This window comes from Bradyrhizobium sp. RDM12 (genome assembly GCF_051917485.1).
In the GTDB taxonomy this organism is placed as follows: Bacteria; Pseudomonadota; Alphaproteobacteria; order Rhizobiales; family Xanthobacteraceae; genus Bradyrhizobium.
The window spans coordinates 6,811,237-6,828,875 of record NZ_CM133064.1; the positions used below are offsets into that span (position 1 = coordinate 6,811,237).

Consider the following 17,639-nt stretch of genomic DNA (forward strand, 5'->3'; position numbering starts at 1 on the left):
GGCCCTAGCGTGGAATCGCAGCTTCGCCGCAATTACGGTTAAAAAGCCCTTGTTACCGGGCGCGCGCCGCTGGTCGTTCCCCACAGTTCGAGGACTTTTACCGAGATGCGATTTCTCGTCGCGGCTTGCGCTGCGTTCCTGATTCTGATGTGCGACATCGGTACGCCGCCGACCAGGCAAGCATCCAGCTTCGACAGCGCAACGCTCAAGGCCGATCGCGCGCCCTCGCTGGTTCCACTTGTCGACCTGTTTCTTGCAAACGTGCAGGCCATTGAGCTCGCCAATGCGCGCGCATCATACGAGCAGACAATCGAACCGCCGCGCGCGGTCGAAACGGCCGTACAAGCTGCGGCGTCACCGGTCGAACAATTTTGCCGTGCTCTCAAGAAAGCGGCCGAAGACAGCGGCATTCCCGTGCCGTTCTTCGCTCGTCTGCTCTGGCAGGAGAGCCGCTTCAGTTCCACTGAGGTTAGCCACGCTGGCGCCCAGGGCGTCGCGCAATTCATGCCCGAGACCGCCGCCGAAGTCGGGCTCGATGATCCCTTTGATCCCATGAAGGCGTTGCCGGCATCTGCAAAATTCCTGCGCAAGCTCCGCGACGATTTCGGCAATCTCGGCCTTGCTGCAGCCGCCTACAATGCAGGCCCCGGCCGTATCCAGAAGTGGCTCGCCAGGGAAAGTGAGCTGCCGCGCGAGACGCGCGACTATGTCCGCATCATCACCGGCACCAAGCTCGAAGACTGGATCGAGCGCTCGGAAGCGCTGGCGATCCGGATCGACCTCCCACGCGAAGCGCCTTGCGAAGGCTTCGGCAGCCTGTCCAAGACGAGGGATGTCGCCTGGGTGCCCGTGAACCTCGCACCTTCGACCGCCACCATCATTCGCAAGGCCGAGCAATGGGCGGCGCAGCTTTCGGTTAACCGCGCCCGCAAACGCCTCGTTGCCCTGCTCCACAAGAACAGCGCAGCCCACGGGACGGCGCGCAGCATGATCGCGGCCCGCGCGAAAGGTGCGAAGGCCCGCGCCATTCGTGTCGCGGCGCGCGAGCGTTCCTCGGGCTAGCTCAGACCGGCTTCTCGTCGTCGGTGACCGGCGACGTCACCACCAGAAAGACGAGATCGGTTAGACCCGAGTTCGAGATCGCGTGCTCGACGCCGGGCGGCAGGAAGATCACGTCGTGCTTGCGCACGACATGATTCTTGCCGGCGATCTCCATCAATCCTTCACCGTCGAGCACGTGATAGACCTGCTCCTGCACCTTGTGGTGATGCCGCGCCACATAGGCCATCGGCTGGTACATCGAGATGCGGTAGTCGATGCGGCGCGAGCCCGCCGTCTCCGGCATCACCAGCGGCTTCGATAACGCACCACCAAAATGGTTAGGGAATTCGCGCCAAGGCACTTCCGCGATGTTGCGGATGAAGGCGCCGTTGCTTTCCTCGGCCATGCAGTGCTCCCTAATTCACCAGCGCGCCGCCGTCGACATAGACGATCGAGCCCGTGGCAAAGCCGTTGTTCATGAAGCTTGCGATCTGCTGGGCGATGTCCTCGGCCATGCCGACGCGGCCGACCGGCAACGCCGCTGCCGTCTTGGCCAGCATCTCCTGCCGTGCCGCTTCCGGCATCGCAGCCCGGATCGGCGTGTCGATCACGCCGGGCGAGATCGCATTGACACGCACCGGCGCAAGCTCGAGCGCGAGCGCGCGGGCCAGCGACTCCAGCGCGCCATTGGCCGCGCTGATAATCGCCGAGTTCGGCCGCGGCCGGACACTGAGGAAACCTGTGACCAGCGTCAGGGAACCGCCGGGCCGGATCCCGGCCTCACGTGCGACGCGCCAGGCGCCCCAGAATTTTGCCTCCATCGTGGCCCGCACGTCCTCCATGGCGACGGTCCTGAACGGCCCGGTGCGAAGCTGCGCGGCCGTCAGCACGACGTGATCGACAGCGCCGGTGCGCTTGAACAGTTCAGAGACACTCTGATCACTGGTGACGTCAGTCGGGATCGCCGTCACCTTCAGCCGCTCAGCGACCGGATCGAGCTTTGCGGCGCTGCGCGAGGCGATGACAACATCCGCGCCCTGTGATTTTGCAAGCTGCGCCGTGGCGAGGCCGATGCCTGAGGAGCCGCCGATTACGACGACCTTCTTGCCTGCGAGCGTCATTCCAATCTCCCGACATTGTTGTTGATTGCTTTTGCGAACCGCGATCAGCCAGGCTGGAAGCGCGTGCCGATGCCGGCCTTGCTCTGGCCGAGGCCCGGCAGCTCCCAGACGCCGGCGCCGGACGGATTGACGTCCGCGGCAATATCGACGTCGATCAGGTAAGGCTTGTTGGCGGCGATGCCCTTGCGGATCGCCTCGCCAAGATCGCCGGCGCGATCGACCCGCACGCCTTCGACGCCGCAGGAGCGGGCCATCGCGGCGAAATCCGGGTTATAGCGTTGCCCCGTCTCCGGGTGCTTGAAGTCGGTCGCAAGCTCGCGCCCGCCGAGATAGCCACGCTGAAGCCCGCGGATCGAGGCATAGGCGTAATTGTTCCAGACCACCCAGACCACGGGCAGATTGTACTCGACAGCCGTACCCAGCACGTTGGCATGCATGAAGAAGGCGCCGTCACCGCAGACCGACACGCAGGGACGATCGGGCGCGGCGAATTTCGCGCCCATCACGCCGGCAACGCCAAAGCCCATCGGGCCAAACCCCATCGAGCCGATCAGCAGATCCGGCCGCTTCGGCTTGCAGAAGCCGAGCAGCCAATTGTGATGCACGCCGATGTCGGAGACGAGGATCGCATCATCCGGCAGCGCCTTGTCGATCTCGGCGGCGGCGCGCTGCGGATTGATCGGCGTGGTGTCGTCGGAGAAGCCGGGCGCGACGAACTTGTCCCACTCCTTGCGATAGCCATCGATCTGCGCCAGCCACTTTTTGCGCGCATCCGATTTCCTGAACAGATTGTCGCGGCGATCGAGCTCGGCATGCACCTGTCGCAGGAAAGTCCGGACGTCGGCCATCAGCCCGAGCGCGACGGGATAGTTGCGGCCGATCTCCTCAGGGTCGATGTCGACATGGATCAGTCTCGTCGGCGGGATCGTGAAGGAATAGCCTGGAATCCAGGAGCTCGAGGTGCGGTCGTCGAAACGCACGCCGAGCGCAAGCAGCACGTCGGCCTGACGCGCCGCGTGATTGGCCTGGTAGTGCCCGGCACGCGCAACAAGCCCGAGTGCCAGCGGGTGATTGACGTCGAGTGCACCGAGGCCGCTTGCGGATGCCGCCACCGGAATCTGTAGCCGCTCGGCGAGCTTGCGCAGCTCCTCCGCCGCGCCGCCATAGCGCACGCCCTGCCCGACCAGCATCACCGGCCGTTCCGCCGAGAGCAGCATGTCAACGGCCTTCTCCACGCCATCAGGATCGGCGCCGCAGCGGCTCGAGATGTTAGCACTCCACTCGGCCGCCTTCGGCGCTTCTTCAGCCGCCGATTCCATGAATACGTCGAAGGGCACGTCGATCACGACCGGCCCCGGCCGTCCCGTGACCATGGTCTTCCAGGCCTGCCGCACCGCGAGCGGCACCATCTCGCCGCGCGTCGGCTGAAACACTTTCTTGCACATCGTGCGCACGGTCGAGGGAAAGTCGGCCTGGTAGTGCCGGTACATCTCCTGGAACGCACCGCGGTTGAACTGGCTGGTCGGCACGTTGCCCGTGATCGCCATGAACGGCACGGAATCGAGGAAGGCGTTCGCCAGCGAGATCGGCAAATTCGCCGAGCCCGGTCCGCAGGACGTGAAGGTCGCGGTCGGCCGGCCGGAAACGCGATAGTAAACGTCGGCCATGAAGCCGGCGACGCTCTCGTGATGCACGGAGATGGTCTTGATCTCTTGGGATCGCTCGTACAGCGCGTCGATGAACTGGATGTTGCCGTGGCCGCACAGCCCGAACACCTGCGGCACCTTCTCCTGGATCAGATAGTCGACAATGACCTGGGCGCCATTGAGCATGTTTTTCGACATCAACCGGTCTCCTCTCGGCCCGTCGCCTTCTTGTGTACCGATGCGGAGAACGCGGCCGGTCATCATGGGGCCGTGGGAGCCTATTTCTCATAATGCTGCACGTCAATTTATATTGTGATAGGCTTTCGCCGTGAGGAAACGCGAAGCTCCGCGCCGACGGCTGCGCTGGTTGCGTGCTAATGTCGCAAGAACGGAGCCATATCGATTCACCAGAGGGAGCCCAGTCCTTGAGATCGCGTACCAAGCCGACCACCGGCGACAAGCCTGCAAGCCCGCGCAAGGCCGCGATTGCCAAACTGGTCCCCGCACCCAAGGCGAATGGCGACGACGAGGCCGAGGAAAAGCAACGCGGCGGCGGTGTTCAATCGCTCGGACGCGCCTTCTCGATCCTCGAAGAGGTGGCGCGCCATCGCGAAGGAATCGGACTTGCGGAACTGAGCAAGCTGGTCGGCCTGCACAACTCCACGACGTTTCATCTGGCCAAGACGCTGGTCTCGCTCGGCTACCTTCGCCAGGAGAAGGATAGCAAACGCTACCGCATCGGCCGGCCGCTGTTCGCGCTCGCGGCATCAGCGCTCGACGAGATCGAGATGGTCAATGTCGCAACGCCCGTGCTGGAGGAACTGTCGCGCCAAACCGGTGAAAGCGGGCATTTTGCCGTGCGGATGGGCGATTCGGTGGTCGTGATCGCCCGCACCAGCGGTCCCGGCGCGTTCCAGCTCACCGATCGCGTCGGCGTGGTGCGGCCCGCCCATTGCACCGCGCTCGGCAAGATTATTCTGGCTTCGCTGCGCCCCGAGCAGCTCAAGCGCTTCATCGATCGCGTCGAACTGAAACCATCGACACCAAAATCCATCAGCGATGTCGGTGCACTGATGCGCGAGATTGCCGAGGTGCAGCGCACCGGCGTTGCTTTCGACGACGGCGAGTTCAATCCGGAAGTACGCTGTGTCGCGGTGCCCGTCACCGATTTCACCGGGCAGGTGATCGGCGCGCTCGGCATTTCCGGCCCGATCTGGCGCCTGTCCAACCAGGCGCTGCACGCCGGCGCGCAGGTCGTGCAGGCCGCCGCCGATCGCCTGTCGGTGGAGTTCGGCGCCAAGGACCGGGCGCACAAGTCGTTCACGCAGAAAGCCTGAGCCGCAACCCAAGCGACGATTTTGCCGGTTGACACCGGCAATGGCGTTCGGGATTATCCTCCAGCATTAGAAAAAGCTATCTCACAATACCGGATATCCGGTTTCGAAGAGAGGCACGCGATGCACCCGGGAGGAGACAGAGATGATCCGCTACCCACGACGGACGTTGCTACAGGCGGGCGCAGCCTTTGCTGGCGCAGCCGCGCTCGGGTTCCCCGCGATCGTCAGGGCGCAGGCCGAGAAGGTCCGGATCGGGCATCTGACCCCGCTCACCGGCTTTCTCGGCGTGATCGGCAGCTACGCTCAACTCGGCGCAAAACTCGCAGCCGAGGAGATCAATGCCTCCGGTGGCATTTTGGGCAAGCCGATCGACCTGCTTTCGGAAGACTCGATCAACCCGGCGACCGCCGCGACCAAGGCGCAGCGCATGCTGGAGCAGGACGGCGCGGTGGTGCTGCTCGGCGAAATCTCATCCGCCTCCTCGCTCACCATCATGCAGGTGGCCGAGCGCAACAAGAAGGTGTTCTTCTCGACCGGCGCGCGCTCGGACGCGCTGCGCGGCAAGAGCTGCAACAGATACTCGTTCCACTGCGACATCCCGAACACCGTCATGGTCAACGCGGTTGGCACCGCGCTATCGCAGAAGGGCATGGTAAAAGGCAAAAAATTCTTCACGCTCACAGCCGACTACATTTTTGGCCATGACCTGCTAAAGGCCGCAAAGACCTTCTTCGGCGCGCACGACGCCAATCTGATCGGCGATGAGCTGATCGCAACCGACGTCACCGACTTCAGCCCGTATCTCCTCAAGGTTCGGCAAGCCAAGCCCGACGTGGTCTGCTGCAACCTCGCCGGCAACCAGGTGACAAATCTCGTCAAGCAATATGCCGAGTTCGGCTTCCCCTACCCGCTGGTCGGATTCAATCTCAACACCGGCGACGCCTGGGCGGCGGGCGCCGGCAATCTCAGCGGCACCTGGCCGACGGTCTGGTATCACACGCTGGCCAATCCGACCTCGCAGGCCTTCGTTGCCGCGTTCAGCAAGAAATACGGCAAGCCGCCGGAGAACCACGCCTGGATCGACTACGTCACGCTGAAGCTGCTGGCGGAAGCGATCAACACCACCAAGTCGACCGACAGCGGCGAACTCATCGCCTATTTCGAGAAGCAGGCGCAGTTCGACATCGGCAAGGCGCGCAAGGCGTACTTCCGCACCTGGGATCACCAGCTGGTGCAGGAAGCCTATCCGTTCACCGTCAAGCCAAAGGACCAGATGAAGGACCAATGGGACATGCTGGTGCTGGGCGATGCGGTGCCGGCTGCGAACGATCCGCTGGAAACGATCTACCCGACCAAGGAGCAGAACCCCTGCGAGATGAAGGCCTGACGCCAGCACCCAGCAGAGCCGACAGGGGTTAGCGGCGCCGGCCTAACCGGCGCCGTTCTTCATCAAAGATGGCGCACGCAACATGCAGTTCGAGTTCTTGCTGGAACAGGTGGTGAATGGCCTCGTGCTCGGAGGCTACTACCTGCTCATCGCGCTCGGACTGTCGCTGATCTTCTCGGTCGGCGGCATCGTCAATCTCGCGCACGGTGCATTCTATGCGCTTGGCGCCTACATCTGCGTCGAGCTGACCAGCCGCCTCGGCTTCGGCCCGTCAGTGGTGATCTCGCCGCTCGCCGTAGCACTGCTCGGCATCCTGTTCGAGCGCTTCATTCTGCGCCGCTTCTATAGCGCCGATCCCATTCTGAGCCTGCTCGTGACATTCGGGCTCGCGATGGTTGCCGAGCAGGCGATCCGCATGATCTGGGGCGCGGCGCCCGTCTCGAGCGAGATCCCGCAGAGCTTTCGCGGCTCGGTCATTGTCGGCGACTTCCTGTTCTCGCGCTATCGCCTGCTGATCCTTGCCGCCGTCGCGGCGATATTGCTCGGCGTCTGGCTGCTGCTGCACAAGACGTCGTTCGGACGCGTGGTCCGCGCCGGCATCCAGCGGCCGGACATGGTCGCGTCGCTCGGCATTCGCCTGCAGCCCTACATGACCGCGATCGTCATGCTCGGCGTCGGTCTCGCCGCGCTCGGCGGCGCCTTCTTCGCCCCTATCACGACCGTGCATCCGGCGATGGGTGCCGAGATCATGACCATCGCTTTCGTCGTGGTCGTGATCGGCGGGCTCGGCAGCTTCTGGGGCGTGGTCATCGCCGCGCTCCTCGTCGGCGTCGTGCGCGGCATCGCCATTCACTTCGAGCCCGCGGCGGGCGAAGCCTCGATCTACATCCTGATGTTCGTGGTGCTGCTGGTGCGCCCGCGCGGCCTGCTCGGCGAACGCATCGAGAAGTTTGAATGAGAAATGCCTCGACCATTGACCGGCTGAGGCCGCTGCTGATCGCAGCGGTGGCGGTGATCGCGCTGCCGTTCCTGCTGCGCGCGCTCGGCCTCTCGCTCAACACCGGCACCTGGATGCTTGGGCTGGCGATCGCGGCGATGGGGCTCAACCTCTGCATCGGCACGACCGGCCTCGTCTCCTTCGGCCACAGCACCTGGTTCGGCATCGGCGCCTACGCCGCAGGCCTGATCCAGCTTCGTTTCTTTCCCGGCGAGATCTGGCTGCCGCTGCTCGGATCGATGGTCGTCGTCGCGATCACCTCGGCCGTGACCGGCCTGCTGATCCTGCGCCGGCGCGGCGTCTACTTCTCGCTGCTGACGCTGGCGCTGGCGGCCCTCGTCTACACCACCGCCTTCCGCTGGACGAGCCTCACGGGCGGCGAGGACGGACTTGGCGGACTGAAGCGCGGTGGCATCGGCCCCGTTAGCTTCGACGGTGCGCTCAGCTATTACGTCGTGGTCGCGGCGATCGGCCTCGTCGTGCTCTACGTGCTGATGCGCCTGGTGCGCTCGCCGTTCGGGCATGTGCTGGCGGCGATCCGCGAAAACCAGTTGCGCGCCAGTTTCCAGGGCTATCCGGTCCAACGCTACAAGCTTGCCGTGTTCGTCATCTCCGCTATCGTCACCGGCCTTGCCGGCGCGCTGATCGCGTTCCTGAATTATCTGGTCTCGGCCGAAGCCGTCTCGGTGCCGTTCGCCGGCGAGCTCTTGGCCATGGTCGTGATCGGCGGCATGCGCAACCTGCTCGGCCCCGCGCTCGGCGCGGTGTTCTTCATCCTGTTCCGCGAGCTGTTCTCGATCTGGACGTCGGACTGGCTGTTCTGGTTCGGTCTCACCTTCGTGGCCTTCGTGATGTATTCGCCCGGCGGCCTCGCCGGCATCGGTTCGCTGATCATGCGTCGCGTCCGTCCGCCCGCGGAAGAGACGGCGGCGATGAGCCGGCGCAAGATCTATGACGGCCTGCCACTGCCGGACTTTTTGCGGCCGGAGGCGCTGAAGGGCACGGTGCTTGAGGTCAGCGGCGTGTCCCGAAAGTTCGGCGGCATTCGCGCGGTGGAGAATGCGAGCCTCAAAGTCGCCGCCGGCGAGATCCACGCGCTGATCGGGCCGAACGGCGCCGGCAAGACCACGCTGTTCAATCTGGTCTCCGGCCTCTACGCACCGGACCAGGGCACGATCCGACTCCAGGGCCGCGACATCGCAGGTGTGCCCGCCAACTTGATCTGCCATCAGGGGCTGGCACGCTCATTCCAGATCACCAATTTGTTTCGGGGGCTCTCGATCTACGAGAACCTGCGCCTGTCGCTGCAGGCGCGGCGGGCGATGCGCTTCAACATCTGGAACGACATCGACGCGTACGAAGACATCCACGCCGAGACGGCCGCGCTGACAAAATTCCTCGGCCTCGAAGGCATAGAGGCGATCGAAGGCGGTGAGCTCTCCTATGGCGGGCAGCGGCTGGTCGATCTCGGCATCGCGCTCGGCTCCAAGCCGCAGGTGCTGCTGCTCGACGAGCCGCTTGCCGGCCTTGCCGCCGCCGAACGCGAGCGCGTCTCCAATCTGGTCACGAACATCGCCGCCAACATTCCCGTGCTGATCGTCGAGCACGACGTCGACCGCGTGCTGGGCTTCTCGCAGGTCGTCACCGTGATGAACCAGGGCGAGGTGCTGATGTCCGACTGCCCCGACGCCGTGCGTGCCGACCTGCGGGTGCAGGAGATCTATACCGGCAAGGGCATTCCCGCCGTCGAGCATCGGCGCAGCGACGAGGCAGGAGGCGTGCACGAGACCGTGCTGCGGCTCGATGGCGTCAACACGTTCTACGGCAAGAGCCACATCCTCAACGATGCCGCGCTCGACGTCCGCGACGGCGAGATCGTCGCGCTGCTCGGCCGCAACGGCGCAGGCAAGTCGACGCTGCTGAAGACCATCGCGGGTCTCGTGCCGGCGGCGTCGGGCAGCATCGCCTATCGCGGCGATGAGATCGCGGCCGTCGCCGCGCCCGACATCGCGCGCCGCGGCATCGGCTATGTGCCGCAAGGCCGCGGCTTGTTCGCCGGCATGACCGTGCGCGAAAACCTCGCGCTCGGGCGTCTCGCCCGCAAGACCGACGGCAGCGACGGCGTGGTCTGGGACGAGGAACAGATCCTGCAATACTTCCCGCGCCTGAAGGAGCGCATGAACATCGCCGCCGACTATCTCTCCGGCGGCGAGCAGCAGATGGTGGCGGTGGCCCGTGCGATGTCGGGCAATGTGCGCCTGCTGCTGCTCGACGAACCGTTCGAGGGGCTCGCGCCGGCGGTGACGCTGGAGCTGTTTCGGGTGTTCGATGCACTCCGCCGCCACATGTCGATCGTGATCGTCGAGCACAATCTCGACCTCGTGCTGGCGCTGGCCGACCGCGTCTTCGCGCTGGAGCGCGGCGCCGTGTTCCACCAGGGACCGGCGGCGCCGCTGCTGAACGATCTCGGCTATCGCAAGCAGATCCTGTGGTTGTGACGGAAGCAGGTGCGCTCCCTCTCCGCTTGCGCAGGGCTGTCCGGGGAATGATTCACTGTGTCGCGGTGCATGCTCGGCAAAACCGAGGCAAATCGGTTTTTTCTGGTTGTCGAGACACAGAAGGCCGAGCATGCGATTTCGTGATAGCATTTTTAGTAGTCTGCTTGAACCGATCAATCGGCGGCAGTTCCAGACGGCTGTGGATCGTCTGGACGGGGATGCCTATGACAAGTCGTTCAAGAGCTGGGATCACCTGGTGACGCTGATCTATGCGCAGTTGAGCGGGAACAACAGCCTGCGCGCCGTGGTGACCGGCTTCAACGCCAATCCCCAGCACCACTATCATCTGGGCACCGGCACGTTGTCGCGCTCGACGCTGTCGGATGCCAATGCCCGCCGCCCGCCCGGCGTTTTTACGCAAACTTTTGCCAGACTGTCGGCGATGGCGAGCCGGCAGTTGCGGAGCGAAGGCCAGGAGATGGTGCGCCTGATCGACGCCAGTCCGATCCCGCTTGGCAAGGTTTGCACTTGGGCGACGTGGAACGGGCGCATCCGTGGCATGAAGCTGCACGTGGTCTACGATCCCAAAGGCGATGTCCCGAAGTGCGTCGAGGTGACAGATGCGAACGTCAATGACATCGAGATCGGTCGCCATGTCCCTATCCAGGCCGGCACAACGTACGTGTTCGACAAGGGATATTGCCGCTTCGACTGGTGGAAGAAGATCAATGACAACAAGGCCTTTTTCGTCACCCGGGCGAAGACGAGCATGCGTCTTCGCAAGATCAAGGGACGCACTAATCGCAAGTGCAAGGGCGACGGCTTCAAGGTCATCGCCGATGACGAGGTGAAGCTCACCAGCAAGGGCGACTCGCGGCTGCCAATACCGCTGCGGCGCATCAAGGTCAGGCGGGAGAACGGCGGCGTGATTACGCTTCTCACCAACGATATGACCCGAACGGCCGTCGAGATCGCCGGCCTCTACAAGTGCCGGTGGCAGATCGAACTCCTATTCCGCTGGATCAAGCAGCATCTCGACATCCGCAAGTTCCTCGGCACCAACGATAATGCGATCCGCCTGCAAGTGCTTGCTGCGATGATTGCCTACCTGCTGCTACGCATCGCTGCGCGGGCCAACTGCATCAAAATGCTTCCCCTCAGGCTGGCCCAACTTGTCGGCCAGTTCCTGTTTACCCGCCGATCCATCGCAACCATCGATAAGCCGCCTCCCATCAACCCCAGCCGTCGACAATCCAGAACATCACCCGACCAGATGGAGCTCTGCTATGCCTGAGTTTCCCCGGACAGCCCTGCCGCTTGCGGGAGAGGGTTGGGGAGAGGGTGCCTCGACAAAGGGACAATCCCCAGAGGATGAAGCCCTCACCCGGCGCTACGCGCCGACCTCTCCCGCGAGCGGGAGAGGTTAAGGAGCCCGCGGCTTTGGCGTGCCCTACTCCGCCTTGATATTCGCGGCCGCCACGACCCCGGCGAGTTCCTTTTTCTCTTCGCGAAAACAACCCCATGCACAGTAGCCGGCGCCAGTCAGCCAAAGGACTTGCGGCGAGATGATTTACGTAATCCCGAAATTACGTTTGACACGTCGGGCAAAACAGGTGCACGATGACATCATCGCGACAATCGCCCGTGTCCACGGCCGCCCGATCATGGGCGCTCGATACTTGGCTGCGCGTAAGCTCCTCATCGACATCCAGAAATCTCAACCGCCGCACAGCAGGCCCGCGATCGGCTTCGCGCGCCGCGAACGCTCGCGCCTGCACCGGCCAAGGACCCACCGCATGACGATACTTCCTAAACCTCCCGAGACGATGCCCATCGCGTCAGCCGCTCGTGCCCCGATCATCGCAAGCCCGAAAGTCAAGCTCCGCCGCCGGCGCATCGTGATCGACCATCCCGACCCCGGCACCGGCGAAAAATTGCTGGCCGAGGCGCTCGGCGCCGTCGACCGCGAGGCGCTGCATGGCCTGTTGAGCCAGCTGGTGAAAGCCAGCGTGGTTGCGCGCAGGCCGGACCAGGGCAATCTCGGTTTCATGGTCTCGATGCTGAAGAGCATCGCGCCGAAGGATCTGCTCGAGGCCATGCTGGCGGCGCAAATGGTGAGCGTTCACGTCGCGTCGATGCGCTGCGCCTGCCGCCTCGCCTGCACCGACGACGCGCCGCAGCAGGAGGGCCTCACGCGCGCACTGACCCGGCTGGCCCGCACCTATGCAGCCCAGATGGAGGCCCTGAACCGCCATCGCAGCAACGGCGCCTGTGCGATCACGGTGCAGAATTTGTCGGTGCAGGATGGCGGCAAGGCCGTGGTCGGCCATTTCACGCAGCATGCGAGCCTGAACGCGGCGCAGCCGGCCCTGGCGGACGCAGCGGCCGTCACCGCGTGAGCCACACCCGCAACACCGGCCCGATGGGGGCGAGCCTCCGTTGCGGCGCGAACACGCGCAGCGGTGGGACCTGCCGCGCGCCGGCGCTGCGCGGCAGGACGCGCTGTCGCATGCATGGGGGAACTGCGGGATCGGGAGCGCCGTTCGGAAACAGCAATGCCGTCAAGCACGGCTTCTTCACCAGCGAGGCCATCGACGAGCGAAAGCTTGTTCGCACCGTGTTGATGGAAGCCGAGGATTTGTTGCGTGAACTGTCGACCCGATGGCGCGGCTGAGGGAAGCGGCGCAACAGGAAGAGGTGTGTTGCCGCAGCGAAGGCTTACCCTCAAACCCGCGCGGCGAGCCGCTTGGCCGGTGCATCTTTGCTGGCTCTCACCGTTCGACCCACCCACTGGCAATCGCGCTTGCCCAAATCGGCATGCCCTTGTTGCGCGCGAGTTCAGCCATGGCCGTGCTGTCGTATGGCACGTACCGGATCGTCGCCGACCAGCCTGCGCGGGCGCGCTCCAGAATGGCGTAGCAGGCGTGGGGCGTGCCGACCTCCACGACATAAGGAACAGGTGCCCGTCCATCGTAGCCGGGCAATCCGACGCTGCCTGGATTGACGATCATCCGCCCGTCCCTCAGGCGGATCACGCGCGGAATGTGCGTGTGCCCGCAGAGAATGAGTTTTGCGTCGACGCCTTCGGCGCCGGCCTCGATCATGTCGATCGGGCTGGCGCGGACGCTGCCGTCGGCGGCGACGCGATCGAGCCAGAAGGCGGCATCATCCCTGGGGGATGCATGACAGAGAAAGACGTCTTCGCGATAGACGAGCGTCGGCGGCATGCTCGCCATCCAGTCGAAGTGCCTGCGCTCCAGCTGTTGAAAATCGCTGCGGGCCGATTTGCCGGTCCGCGAGAGGGCGACGAGGATGTGGTCCTGGTCGCCCTGCACCGAGGGAAAACCGCGTTCGATCAGCAGATCCGCCGTCCGGACCGCCTCGAGCGGGCCGCTGACGTGATCGCCGAGGTTCACAACTTCATTGATGCCGAGGTCGGCGATGTCGGCGAGCACAGCCTCGAGTGCCGCGCAATTTCCGTGGATGTCCGCGATTGCGGCAAATTTCATCGAGCCCTCCCCCTTCGAGACGACCGACGACATTCCTGATGCGGGACGATGCAGACGTGACGCTTCGCTTTAGCTGCATTTGGAGAAGCGCCCGCAAGCTGAGTGTCAAATCGGCGCTATCCTCGAAACTAACACCGCCCGGCGGGCGCAAGCAAGCGGTCGCTATGGCGAGGATCGGAAGCCGACACGAGACGGTGCGCCGCCGCGTCCGGCGGGCCATGCGATAAGCCGCCCACTTCCGCCATTGGCACCCTCCGCCCAATCATGTACCCCACTCAAAACCCCTGCCGGGACGGGACGCTGATGACTGCGGTTGCCAATGATGAAGCGGGACACGGCACCCGCGCGCTGATCTTTGCGCTGGTGGCGCTCGCCTGCGGGCACATGCTGTCGACCTTGCTGCGCACGATCCCGGCGCTCAGCCTCGATCTGATGGCGGCGGATTTCCACGTGCATCCGCAGGCGCTGGCGAGCCTCAGCTCCGTCTATCATTTCGCCTTTGCGGCCTCGCAGATCCCGGTCGGCGCTGCGATGGATCGCTTTGGCGTGCGGCCGGTGTCGCTGAGCCTGCTGGCTGGCACCGTCGTCGGCGCGATCGCGTCGGGCTTTGCGACGGGGCCGGAGAGTTTCGCGTTCGGGCAATTGCTGCTGGGGATCGCGACCTCGGGCATGCTGATGTGCCCGATGACGCTCGCGGCCAAGCAATTGTCCGCAGCGCGGTTCGGGCTGTGGTCGGGCGCAATCCTGTCGATCGGCAATATCGGCATGCTGCTGTCATCGAGCCCGCTCGCCTTCGTGGTCGATCAATGCGGCTGGCGCGCCGGGTTCTGGATCGCAGCAGCCGGCGGAATCGTGGTGGCGCTCGCCGTATTCGCGCTGGTGCCGAACCAGCAAGCCGAGCACAAGGACAATGCCTCGCCGCTCTCGCAGATGATCGAGGTGCTCAGGCTCGGTCTGTCGCGGCCGCTGCGCGGGCTGATCGCGCTGGCGCTGGTATCGCTGGCGACCTCGCTGGTGCTGCGCGGATTGTGGGGCGGACCGTGGCTGATGCAGGTCAAAGGCCTGTCGCGGGTCGAGGCCGGCAACCAGCTCGGCGCCTATACGCTGGCGATGATCGCGGGCCCGCTGCTGATGGGCATGATCGATCGCAAAGTCGGCCGTCGCCGCGAACTGGTCGCCGGTACGCACATGATTGCCGCGCTGCTGGTGGGGCTGATGGCGCTCGGCGCGCCGCATTATGCAGTTGCATGGCTGTTCGGCGTGCCGGTCATGCCGCCGCAGTACGATCTCGTGCTGTTCGTGCTGATCGGGCTTGCGACCTCGGCGCAGCCGCTGCTGTTCGGCATGTGCCGGCAACTGGTCGACGCGCAAACCGCGGGCAAGGCGCTGGCCGCGGTGAACCTCGCCTTCTTCCTCGGCACTGCCCTGATGCAGTCGATCACCGGCGCGGTGGCCGCGTTCGCGGGACTGCCGGCGGTGCTGCTGTTCATGGCGGCTGCGCTCGCCGTGGGCGTGCTGGTCTTTCTGGCTTGCACGCGGAGTGTTTGAGTTCGTAGGATGGGAAGAGCGAAGCGAAACCCATCCTACGCGCTGCATCGGGGGAATTGAGTTCATGCTTGTCGATACCAAAGCCGCCACCGACCGCCTCATGCGCTTTCTCGCGATCGAGGGCGTCACGGGACAGGAGGCGGCGATCGGGCGTGAGCTCACCGCCGCGCTGAAGGAGAGCGGCGTGCCGGCCAAGGCGATCCGGCTCGACGATGCCAACACTCGCATTCCCGTGCCGACCGAGACCGGCAACCTCATCGTCGACCTGCCCGGCCGCGGCGCGCTGCACAACCAGCCGCGCATCATGTTCATGACCCACATGGACACCGTGCCGCTCTGCGCCGGCGCCAAGCCGAAGAAATCCGGCCGCAGAATCGTCAACGAGGCCAGGACTGCGCTCGGCGGCGACAATCGCTGCGGTTGCGGCGTGCTGGTGACGCTGGCGGCCGAGCTCGAAAAGCAGAAGCTCGACCATCCGCCGATCACGCTCTTGTTCTGCGTGCGCGAGGAGAGTGGGCTCTACGGCGCGCGCCACGTCAAGCTGGACGACCTCGGTTCGCCGGTGATGGCCTTCAACTATGACGGCGGCTCCGCGTCCAACGTCGTGATCGGCGCGGTCGGTGCCGATCGCTGGAACGTCGAGATTTTTGGCCGCGCCTCGCACGCCGGCGTCGCGCCGGAGCGCGGCATCTCCTCGACCATGATCATGGCGCTGGCACTGGCCGACGTGAAGGCCGGCGGCTGGTTCGGCAAGGTGGTGAAGGGCAAGGGCGCGAACGCGCGACAGGGCACCAGCAATGTCGGCCCCGTCACCGGCGGCGAGGGCCGACCCGCGGGCGATGCCACCAATGTCGTCACCGATTACGTGCATGTGCGCGGCGAAAGCCGCAGCCATGACGGCAAATTCTTCAAGGAGATCACCAAAGCCTACAAGGCCGCATTCGAGAAGGCGGCCAAGAAGGTGACGAATGCGCAGGGCAAGTCCGGCAAGGTCAAGTTCAAGGCCGAGACCGACTATTACCCGTTTCGCATGAAGGACAGCCAGCCCGTCATCAGGCGCGCGGTCGAGGCGGTATCCGCGGTCGGCGGCACCCCGAACGTCCGCACCGCCAATGGCGGCCTCGACGCCAACTGGATGGTCCGCCACGGCGTTCCCACCGTGACCTTCGGCGCCGGCCAGAACGAGGCGCACACGATCGACGAGTGGATCAATATCGACGAATACGACCGCGCCTGCGCGCTCGCCGTGCAGCTCGCGACGATGCGGTGAGGGATTCGTAGGATGGGTTGAGCCCTTCGCGAAACCCATCTTCTTTGGTTCGTAGGATGGCTTGAGCGCAGCGAAACCCATCGACGTATTCACTGCAATGATGGGTCTCGTGAAGGGCTCAACCGATCCTACGACGAACCAAAGAACGAAAATCGGGAGGCCATATGCCACACATCGCGACGATCGAATCCGCTCTCTACCGCATCCCCCTCCCCGTCACGCTGTCCGACTCCACCCATGGCGAGATCGCGGCGTTCGAGCTGATCACCTGCCGCATCCGCGATGCCGACGGCGCCGAAGGCGTCGGTTACACCTATACTGTCGGGCGCAATGGCGGCGCTGTCGCCGATATCCTGAAGCGCGAGATCCCGCCGCTGGCCGAAGGGCGCGAGGCCGACGACACCGAAGCCGTCTGGCATCACGTCTGGTGGGGCCTGCATTATGGCGGGCGCGGCGGACCTGCGGTGCTCGCGCTGTCCGCGCTCGACATCGCGCTGTGGGATTTGAAGGCACGGCGCGCCAAATTGCCGCTGTACCAGTTGCTCGGCGGCTTCGACGCACGCGTGCCATGTTACGCCGGCGGTATCGATCTCGATCTCCCGGTCGAGGCGCTGCTCAAGCAGACCGACGGCAATCTCGCAAAAGGCTTTCGCGCCATCAAGATGAAGGTCGGCCGGCCCGATCTCAAATCCGACGTCGCGCGCGTCGCCGCGATGCGGCAGCACCTGGGCGACGGCTTTCCGCTGATGGCGGATGCCAACATGAAATGGACGGTCGAGGAGGCGATCCGCGCCGCCCGCGCCTTCGTGCCCTACGACCTCACCTGGCTGGAAGAGCCTATTATCCCCGACGACGTCGCGGGCCACGCGCGCATCATGCAGGCCGGCGTGCCGATCGCCGCCGGTGAAAATCTGCGCTCGCTCTGGGAGTTCAAGAACTATATCGCGGCCGGCGCGGTGTCCTATCCCGAGCCCGACGTCACCAATTGCGGCGGCGTCAGCGCCTTCATGAAGATCGCGCGGCTGGCGGAGGCCTTCAACCTGCCCGTCACCAGCCACGGCGCGCACGACATCACGGTGCACCTGCTCGCCGCCTGCCCGAACCGCTCCTATCTGGAGGCCCATGGCTTCGAGCTCGACCAATACATCGAGCATCCGCTGGTGCTCGAGGACGGCAAGGCGCTGGCGCCCGCGCGCCCGGGCCACGGCATCAGCTTTGACTGGAAGGGGCTGGCGAAGCTGGCGTGACACCCATCGCCTGTCATTCCGGGGCGCGCTACTTGGCG

The 17,639-nt window shown here is 64.7% G+C and carries 15 protein-coding genes and 1 pseudogene; 12 read left to right on the plus strand and 4 right to left on the minus strand.

Annotated features, from left to right (window positions below; translation table 11 throughout):
- Positions 1–105: 105 nt before the first annotated feature.
- Positions 106–1,062 carry a lytic transglycosylase domain-containing protein gene (locus ACTGJ9_RS33230; protein WP_456674487.1) on the plus strand — a complete coding sequence of 319 codons (957 nt, stop codon included), beginning with the start codon at positions 106–108 and terminating at the stop codon, positions 1,060–1,062.
- 1 nt (position 1,063) lies between these two features.
- Here the strand turns inward: ACTGJ9_RS33230 and ACTGJ9_RS33235 are convergent, their stop codons facing one another.
- From ACTGJ9_RS33235 to ACTGJ9_RS33245, 3 genes are read right to left on the minus strand one after another with little or no spacing between them, the layout of a single operon-like run.
- A complete protein-coding gene (locus ACTGJ9_RS33235) occupies positions 1,064–1,447 on the minus strand; it encodes a cupin domain-containing protein (RefSeq protein WP_092185744.1) in 384 nt (127 codons plus the stop codon).
- Between the two features lie 10 nt (positions 1,448–1,457).
- A complete protein-coding gene (locus ACTGJ9_RS33240) occupies positions 1,458–2,162 on the minus strand; it encodes an SDR family oxidoreductase (protein WP_456674488.1) in 705 nt (234 codons plus the stop codon).
- A 44-nt stretch (positions 2,163–2,206) separates the two neighbouring features.
- Positions 2,207–4,006, minus strand: a complete 1,800-nt coding sequence (locus ACTGJ9_RS33245) for a thiamine pyrophosphate-binding protein (RefSeq protein WP_456674489.1) — start codon at positions 4,004–4,006, stop codon at positions 2,207–2,209.
- A gap of 227 nt (positions 4,007–4,233) precedes the next feature.
- On the opposite strand from ACTGJ9_RS33245, the gene ACTGJ9_RS33250 reads away from it, so the two are divergent.
- The 8 genes and pseudogenes from ACTGJ9_RS33250 (at position 4,234) to ACTGJ9_RS33285 (ending at position 12,701) form a co-directional block, all read left to right on the plus strand.
- Positions 4,234–5,145, plus strand: coding sequence for an IclR family transcriptional regulator (locus tag ACTGJ9_RS33250; protein ID WP_456674490.1), 912 nt, complete (start codon positions 4,234–4,236; stop codon positions 5,143–5,145).
- A gap of 142 nt (positions 5,146–5,287) precedes the next feature.
- A complete protein-coding gene (locus ACTGJ9_RS33255; RefSeq protein ID WP_456674491.1) occupies positions 5,288–6,532 on the plus strand; it encodes an ABC transporter substrate-binding protein in 1,245 nt (414 codons plus the stop codon).
- Between the two features lie 82 nt (positions 6,533–6,614).
- On the plus strand, positions 6,615–7,490 hold the full coding sequence (locus ACTGJ9_RS33260) for a branched-chain amino acid ABC transporter permease (protein WP_456674492.1): 876 nt from the start codon (positions 6,615–6,617) through the stop codon (positions 7,488–7,490).
- Positions 7,487–10,027 (plus strand): branched-chain amino acid ABC transporter ATP-binding protein/permease, encoded by a 2,541-nt coding sequence (locus ACTGJ9_RS33265; protein WP_456674493.1) that lies wholly within the window; start codon positions 7,487–7,489, stop codon positions 10,025–10,027. Before ACTGJ9_RS33260 ends, ACTGJ9_RS33265 begins: the two co-directional genes overlap by 4 nt.
- Positions 10,028–10,157: 130 nt before the next feature.
- A complete protein-coding gene (locus ACTGJ9_RS33270) occupies positions 10,158–11,321 on the plus strand; it encodes an IS4 family transposase (RefSeq protein WP_456674494.1) in 1,164 nt (387 codons plus the stop codon).
- A 502-nt stretch (positions 11,322–11,823) separates the two neighbouring features.
- Positions 11,824–12,426, plus strand: a complete 603-nt coding sequence (locus tag ACTGJ9_RS33275) for a hypothetical protein (protein WP_456674495.1) — start codon at positions 11,824–11,826, stop codon at positions 12,424–12,426.
- Between the two features lie 23 nt (positions 12,427–12,449).
- Positions 12,450–12,524: pseudogene (locus tag ACTGJ9_RS33280) on the plus strand (HGGxSTG domain-containing protein); the annotation flags it as partial.
- 12 nt (positions 12,525–12,536) lie between these two features.
- The gene (locus ACTGJ9_RS33285) at positions 12,537–12,701 is read left to right on the plus strand and encodes a hypothetical protein (protein ID WP_456678781.1); all 165 of its coding nucleotides are present in this window, start codon (positions 12,537–12,539) and stop codon (positions 12,699–12,701) included.
- A 97-nt stretch (positions 12,702–12,798) separates the two neighbouring features.
- Here the strand turns inward: ACTGJ9_RS33285 and ACTGJ9_RS33290 are convergent, their stop codons facing one another.
- Positions 12,799–13,536: a metallophosphoesterase family protein gene (locus ACTGJ9_RS33290; RefSeq protein WP_456674496.1), complete on the minus strand. Its 738-nt coding sequence runs from the start codon at positions 13,534–13,536 to the stop codon at positions 12,799–12,801.
- Positions 13,537–13,839: 303 nt separating this feature from the next.
- Between ACTGJ9_RS33290 and ACTGJ9_RS33295 the strand changes: the two genes are divergently transcribed.
- The 3 genes from ACTGJ9_RS33295 to ACTGJ9_RS33305 all read left to right on the plus strand — a co-directional run bounded on the left by ACTGJ9_RS33295 (position 13,840) and on the right by ACTGJ9_RS33305 (position 17,601).
- Entirely contained in the window at positions 13,840–15,084 is a 1,245-nt protein-coding gene (locus tag ACTGJ9_RS33295; RefSeq protein WP_456674497.1) for an MFS transporter, read from the plus strand.
- Positions 15,085–15,148: 64 nt separating this feature from the next.
- The gene (locus tag ACTGJ9_RS33300; RefSeq protein ID WP_456674498.1) at positions 15,149–16,354 is read left to right on the plus strand and encodes a M20/M25/M40 family metallo-hydrolase; all 1,206 of its coding nucleotides are present in this window, start codon (positions 15,149–15,151) and stop codon (positions 16,352–16,354) included.
- Positions 16,355–16,518: 164 nt separating this feature from the next.
- Entirely contained in the window at positions 16,519–17,601 is a 1,083-nt protein-coding gene (locus ACTGJ9_RS33305; protein WP_456674499.1) for a mandelate racemase/muconate lactonizing enzyme family protein, read from the plus strand.
- Positions 17,602–17,639 lie beyond the last annotated feature (38 nt).

Coding starts and splice junctions, on each gene's coding strand:
- ACTGJ9_RS33230 (WP_456674487.1), top strand. CDS start 106: ATGCGATTTCTCGTCGCGGCTTGCGCTGCGTTCCTGATTCTGATGTGC.
- ACTGJ9_RS33235 (WP_092185744.1), bottom strand. CDS start 1,447: ATGGCCGAGGAAAGCAACGGCGCCTTCATCCGCAACATCGCGGAAGTG.
- ACTGJ9_RS33240 (WP_456674488.1), bottom strand. CDS start 2,162: ATGACGCTCGCAGGCAAGAAGGTCGTCGTAATCGGCGGCTCCTCAGGC.
- ACTGJ9_RS33245 (WP_456674489.1), bottom strand. CDS start 4,006: ATGTCGAAAAACATGCTCAATGGCGCCCAGGTCATTGTCGACTATCTG.
- ACTGJ9_RS33255 (WP_456674491.1), top strand. CDS start 5,288: ATGATCCGCTACCCACGACGGACGTTGCTACAGGCGGGCGCAGCCTTT.
- ACTGJ9_RS33260 (WP_456674492.1), top strand. CDS start 6,615: ATGCAGTTCGAGTTCTTGCTGGAACAGGTGGTGAATGGCCTCGTGCTC.
- ACTGJ9_RS33265 (WP_456674493.1), top strand. CDS start 7,487: ATGAGAAATGCCTCGACCATTGACCGGCTGAGGCCGCTGCTGATCGCA.
- ACTGJ9_RS33270 (WP_456674494.1), top strand. CDS start 10,158: ATGCGATTTCGTGATAGCATTTTTAGTAGTCTGCTTGAACCGATCAAT.
- ACTGJ9_RS33275 (WP_456674495.1), top strand. CDS start 11,824: ATGACGATACTTCCTAAACCTCCCGAGACGATGCCCATCGCGTCAGCC.
- ACTGJ9_RS33285 (WP_456678781.1), top strand. CDS start 12,537: ATGCATGGGGGAACTGCGGGATCGGGAGCGCCGTTCGGAAACAGCAAT.
- ACTGJ9_RS33290 (WP_456674496.1), bottom strand. CDS start 13,536: ATGAAATTTGCCGCAATCGCGGACATCCACGGAAATTGCGCGGCACTC.
- ACTGJ9_RS33295 (WP_456674497.1), top strand. CDS start 13,840: ATGACTGCGGTTGCCAATGATGAAGCGGGACACGGCACCCGCGCGCTG.
- ACTGJ9_RS33300 (WP_456674498.1), top strand. CDS start 15,149: ATGCTTGTCGATACCAAAGCCGCCACCGACCGCCTCATGCGCTTTCTC.
- ACTGJ9_RS33305 (WP_456674499.1), top strand. CDS start 16,519: ATGCCACACATCGCGACGATCGAATCCGCTCTCTACCGCATCCCCCTC.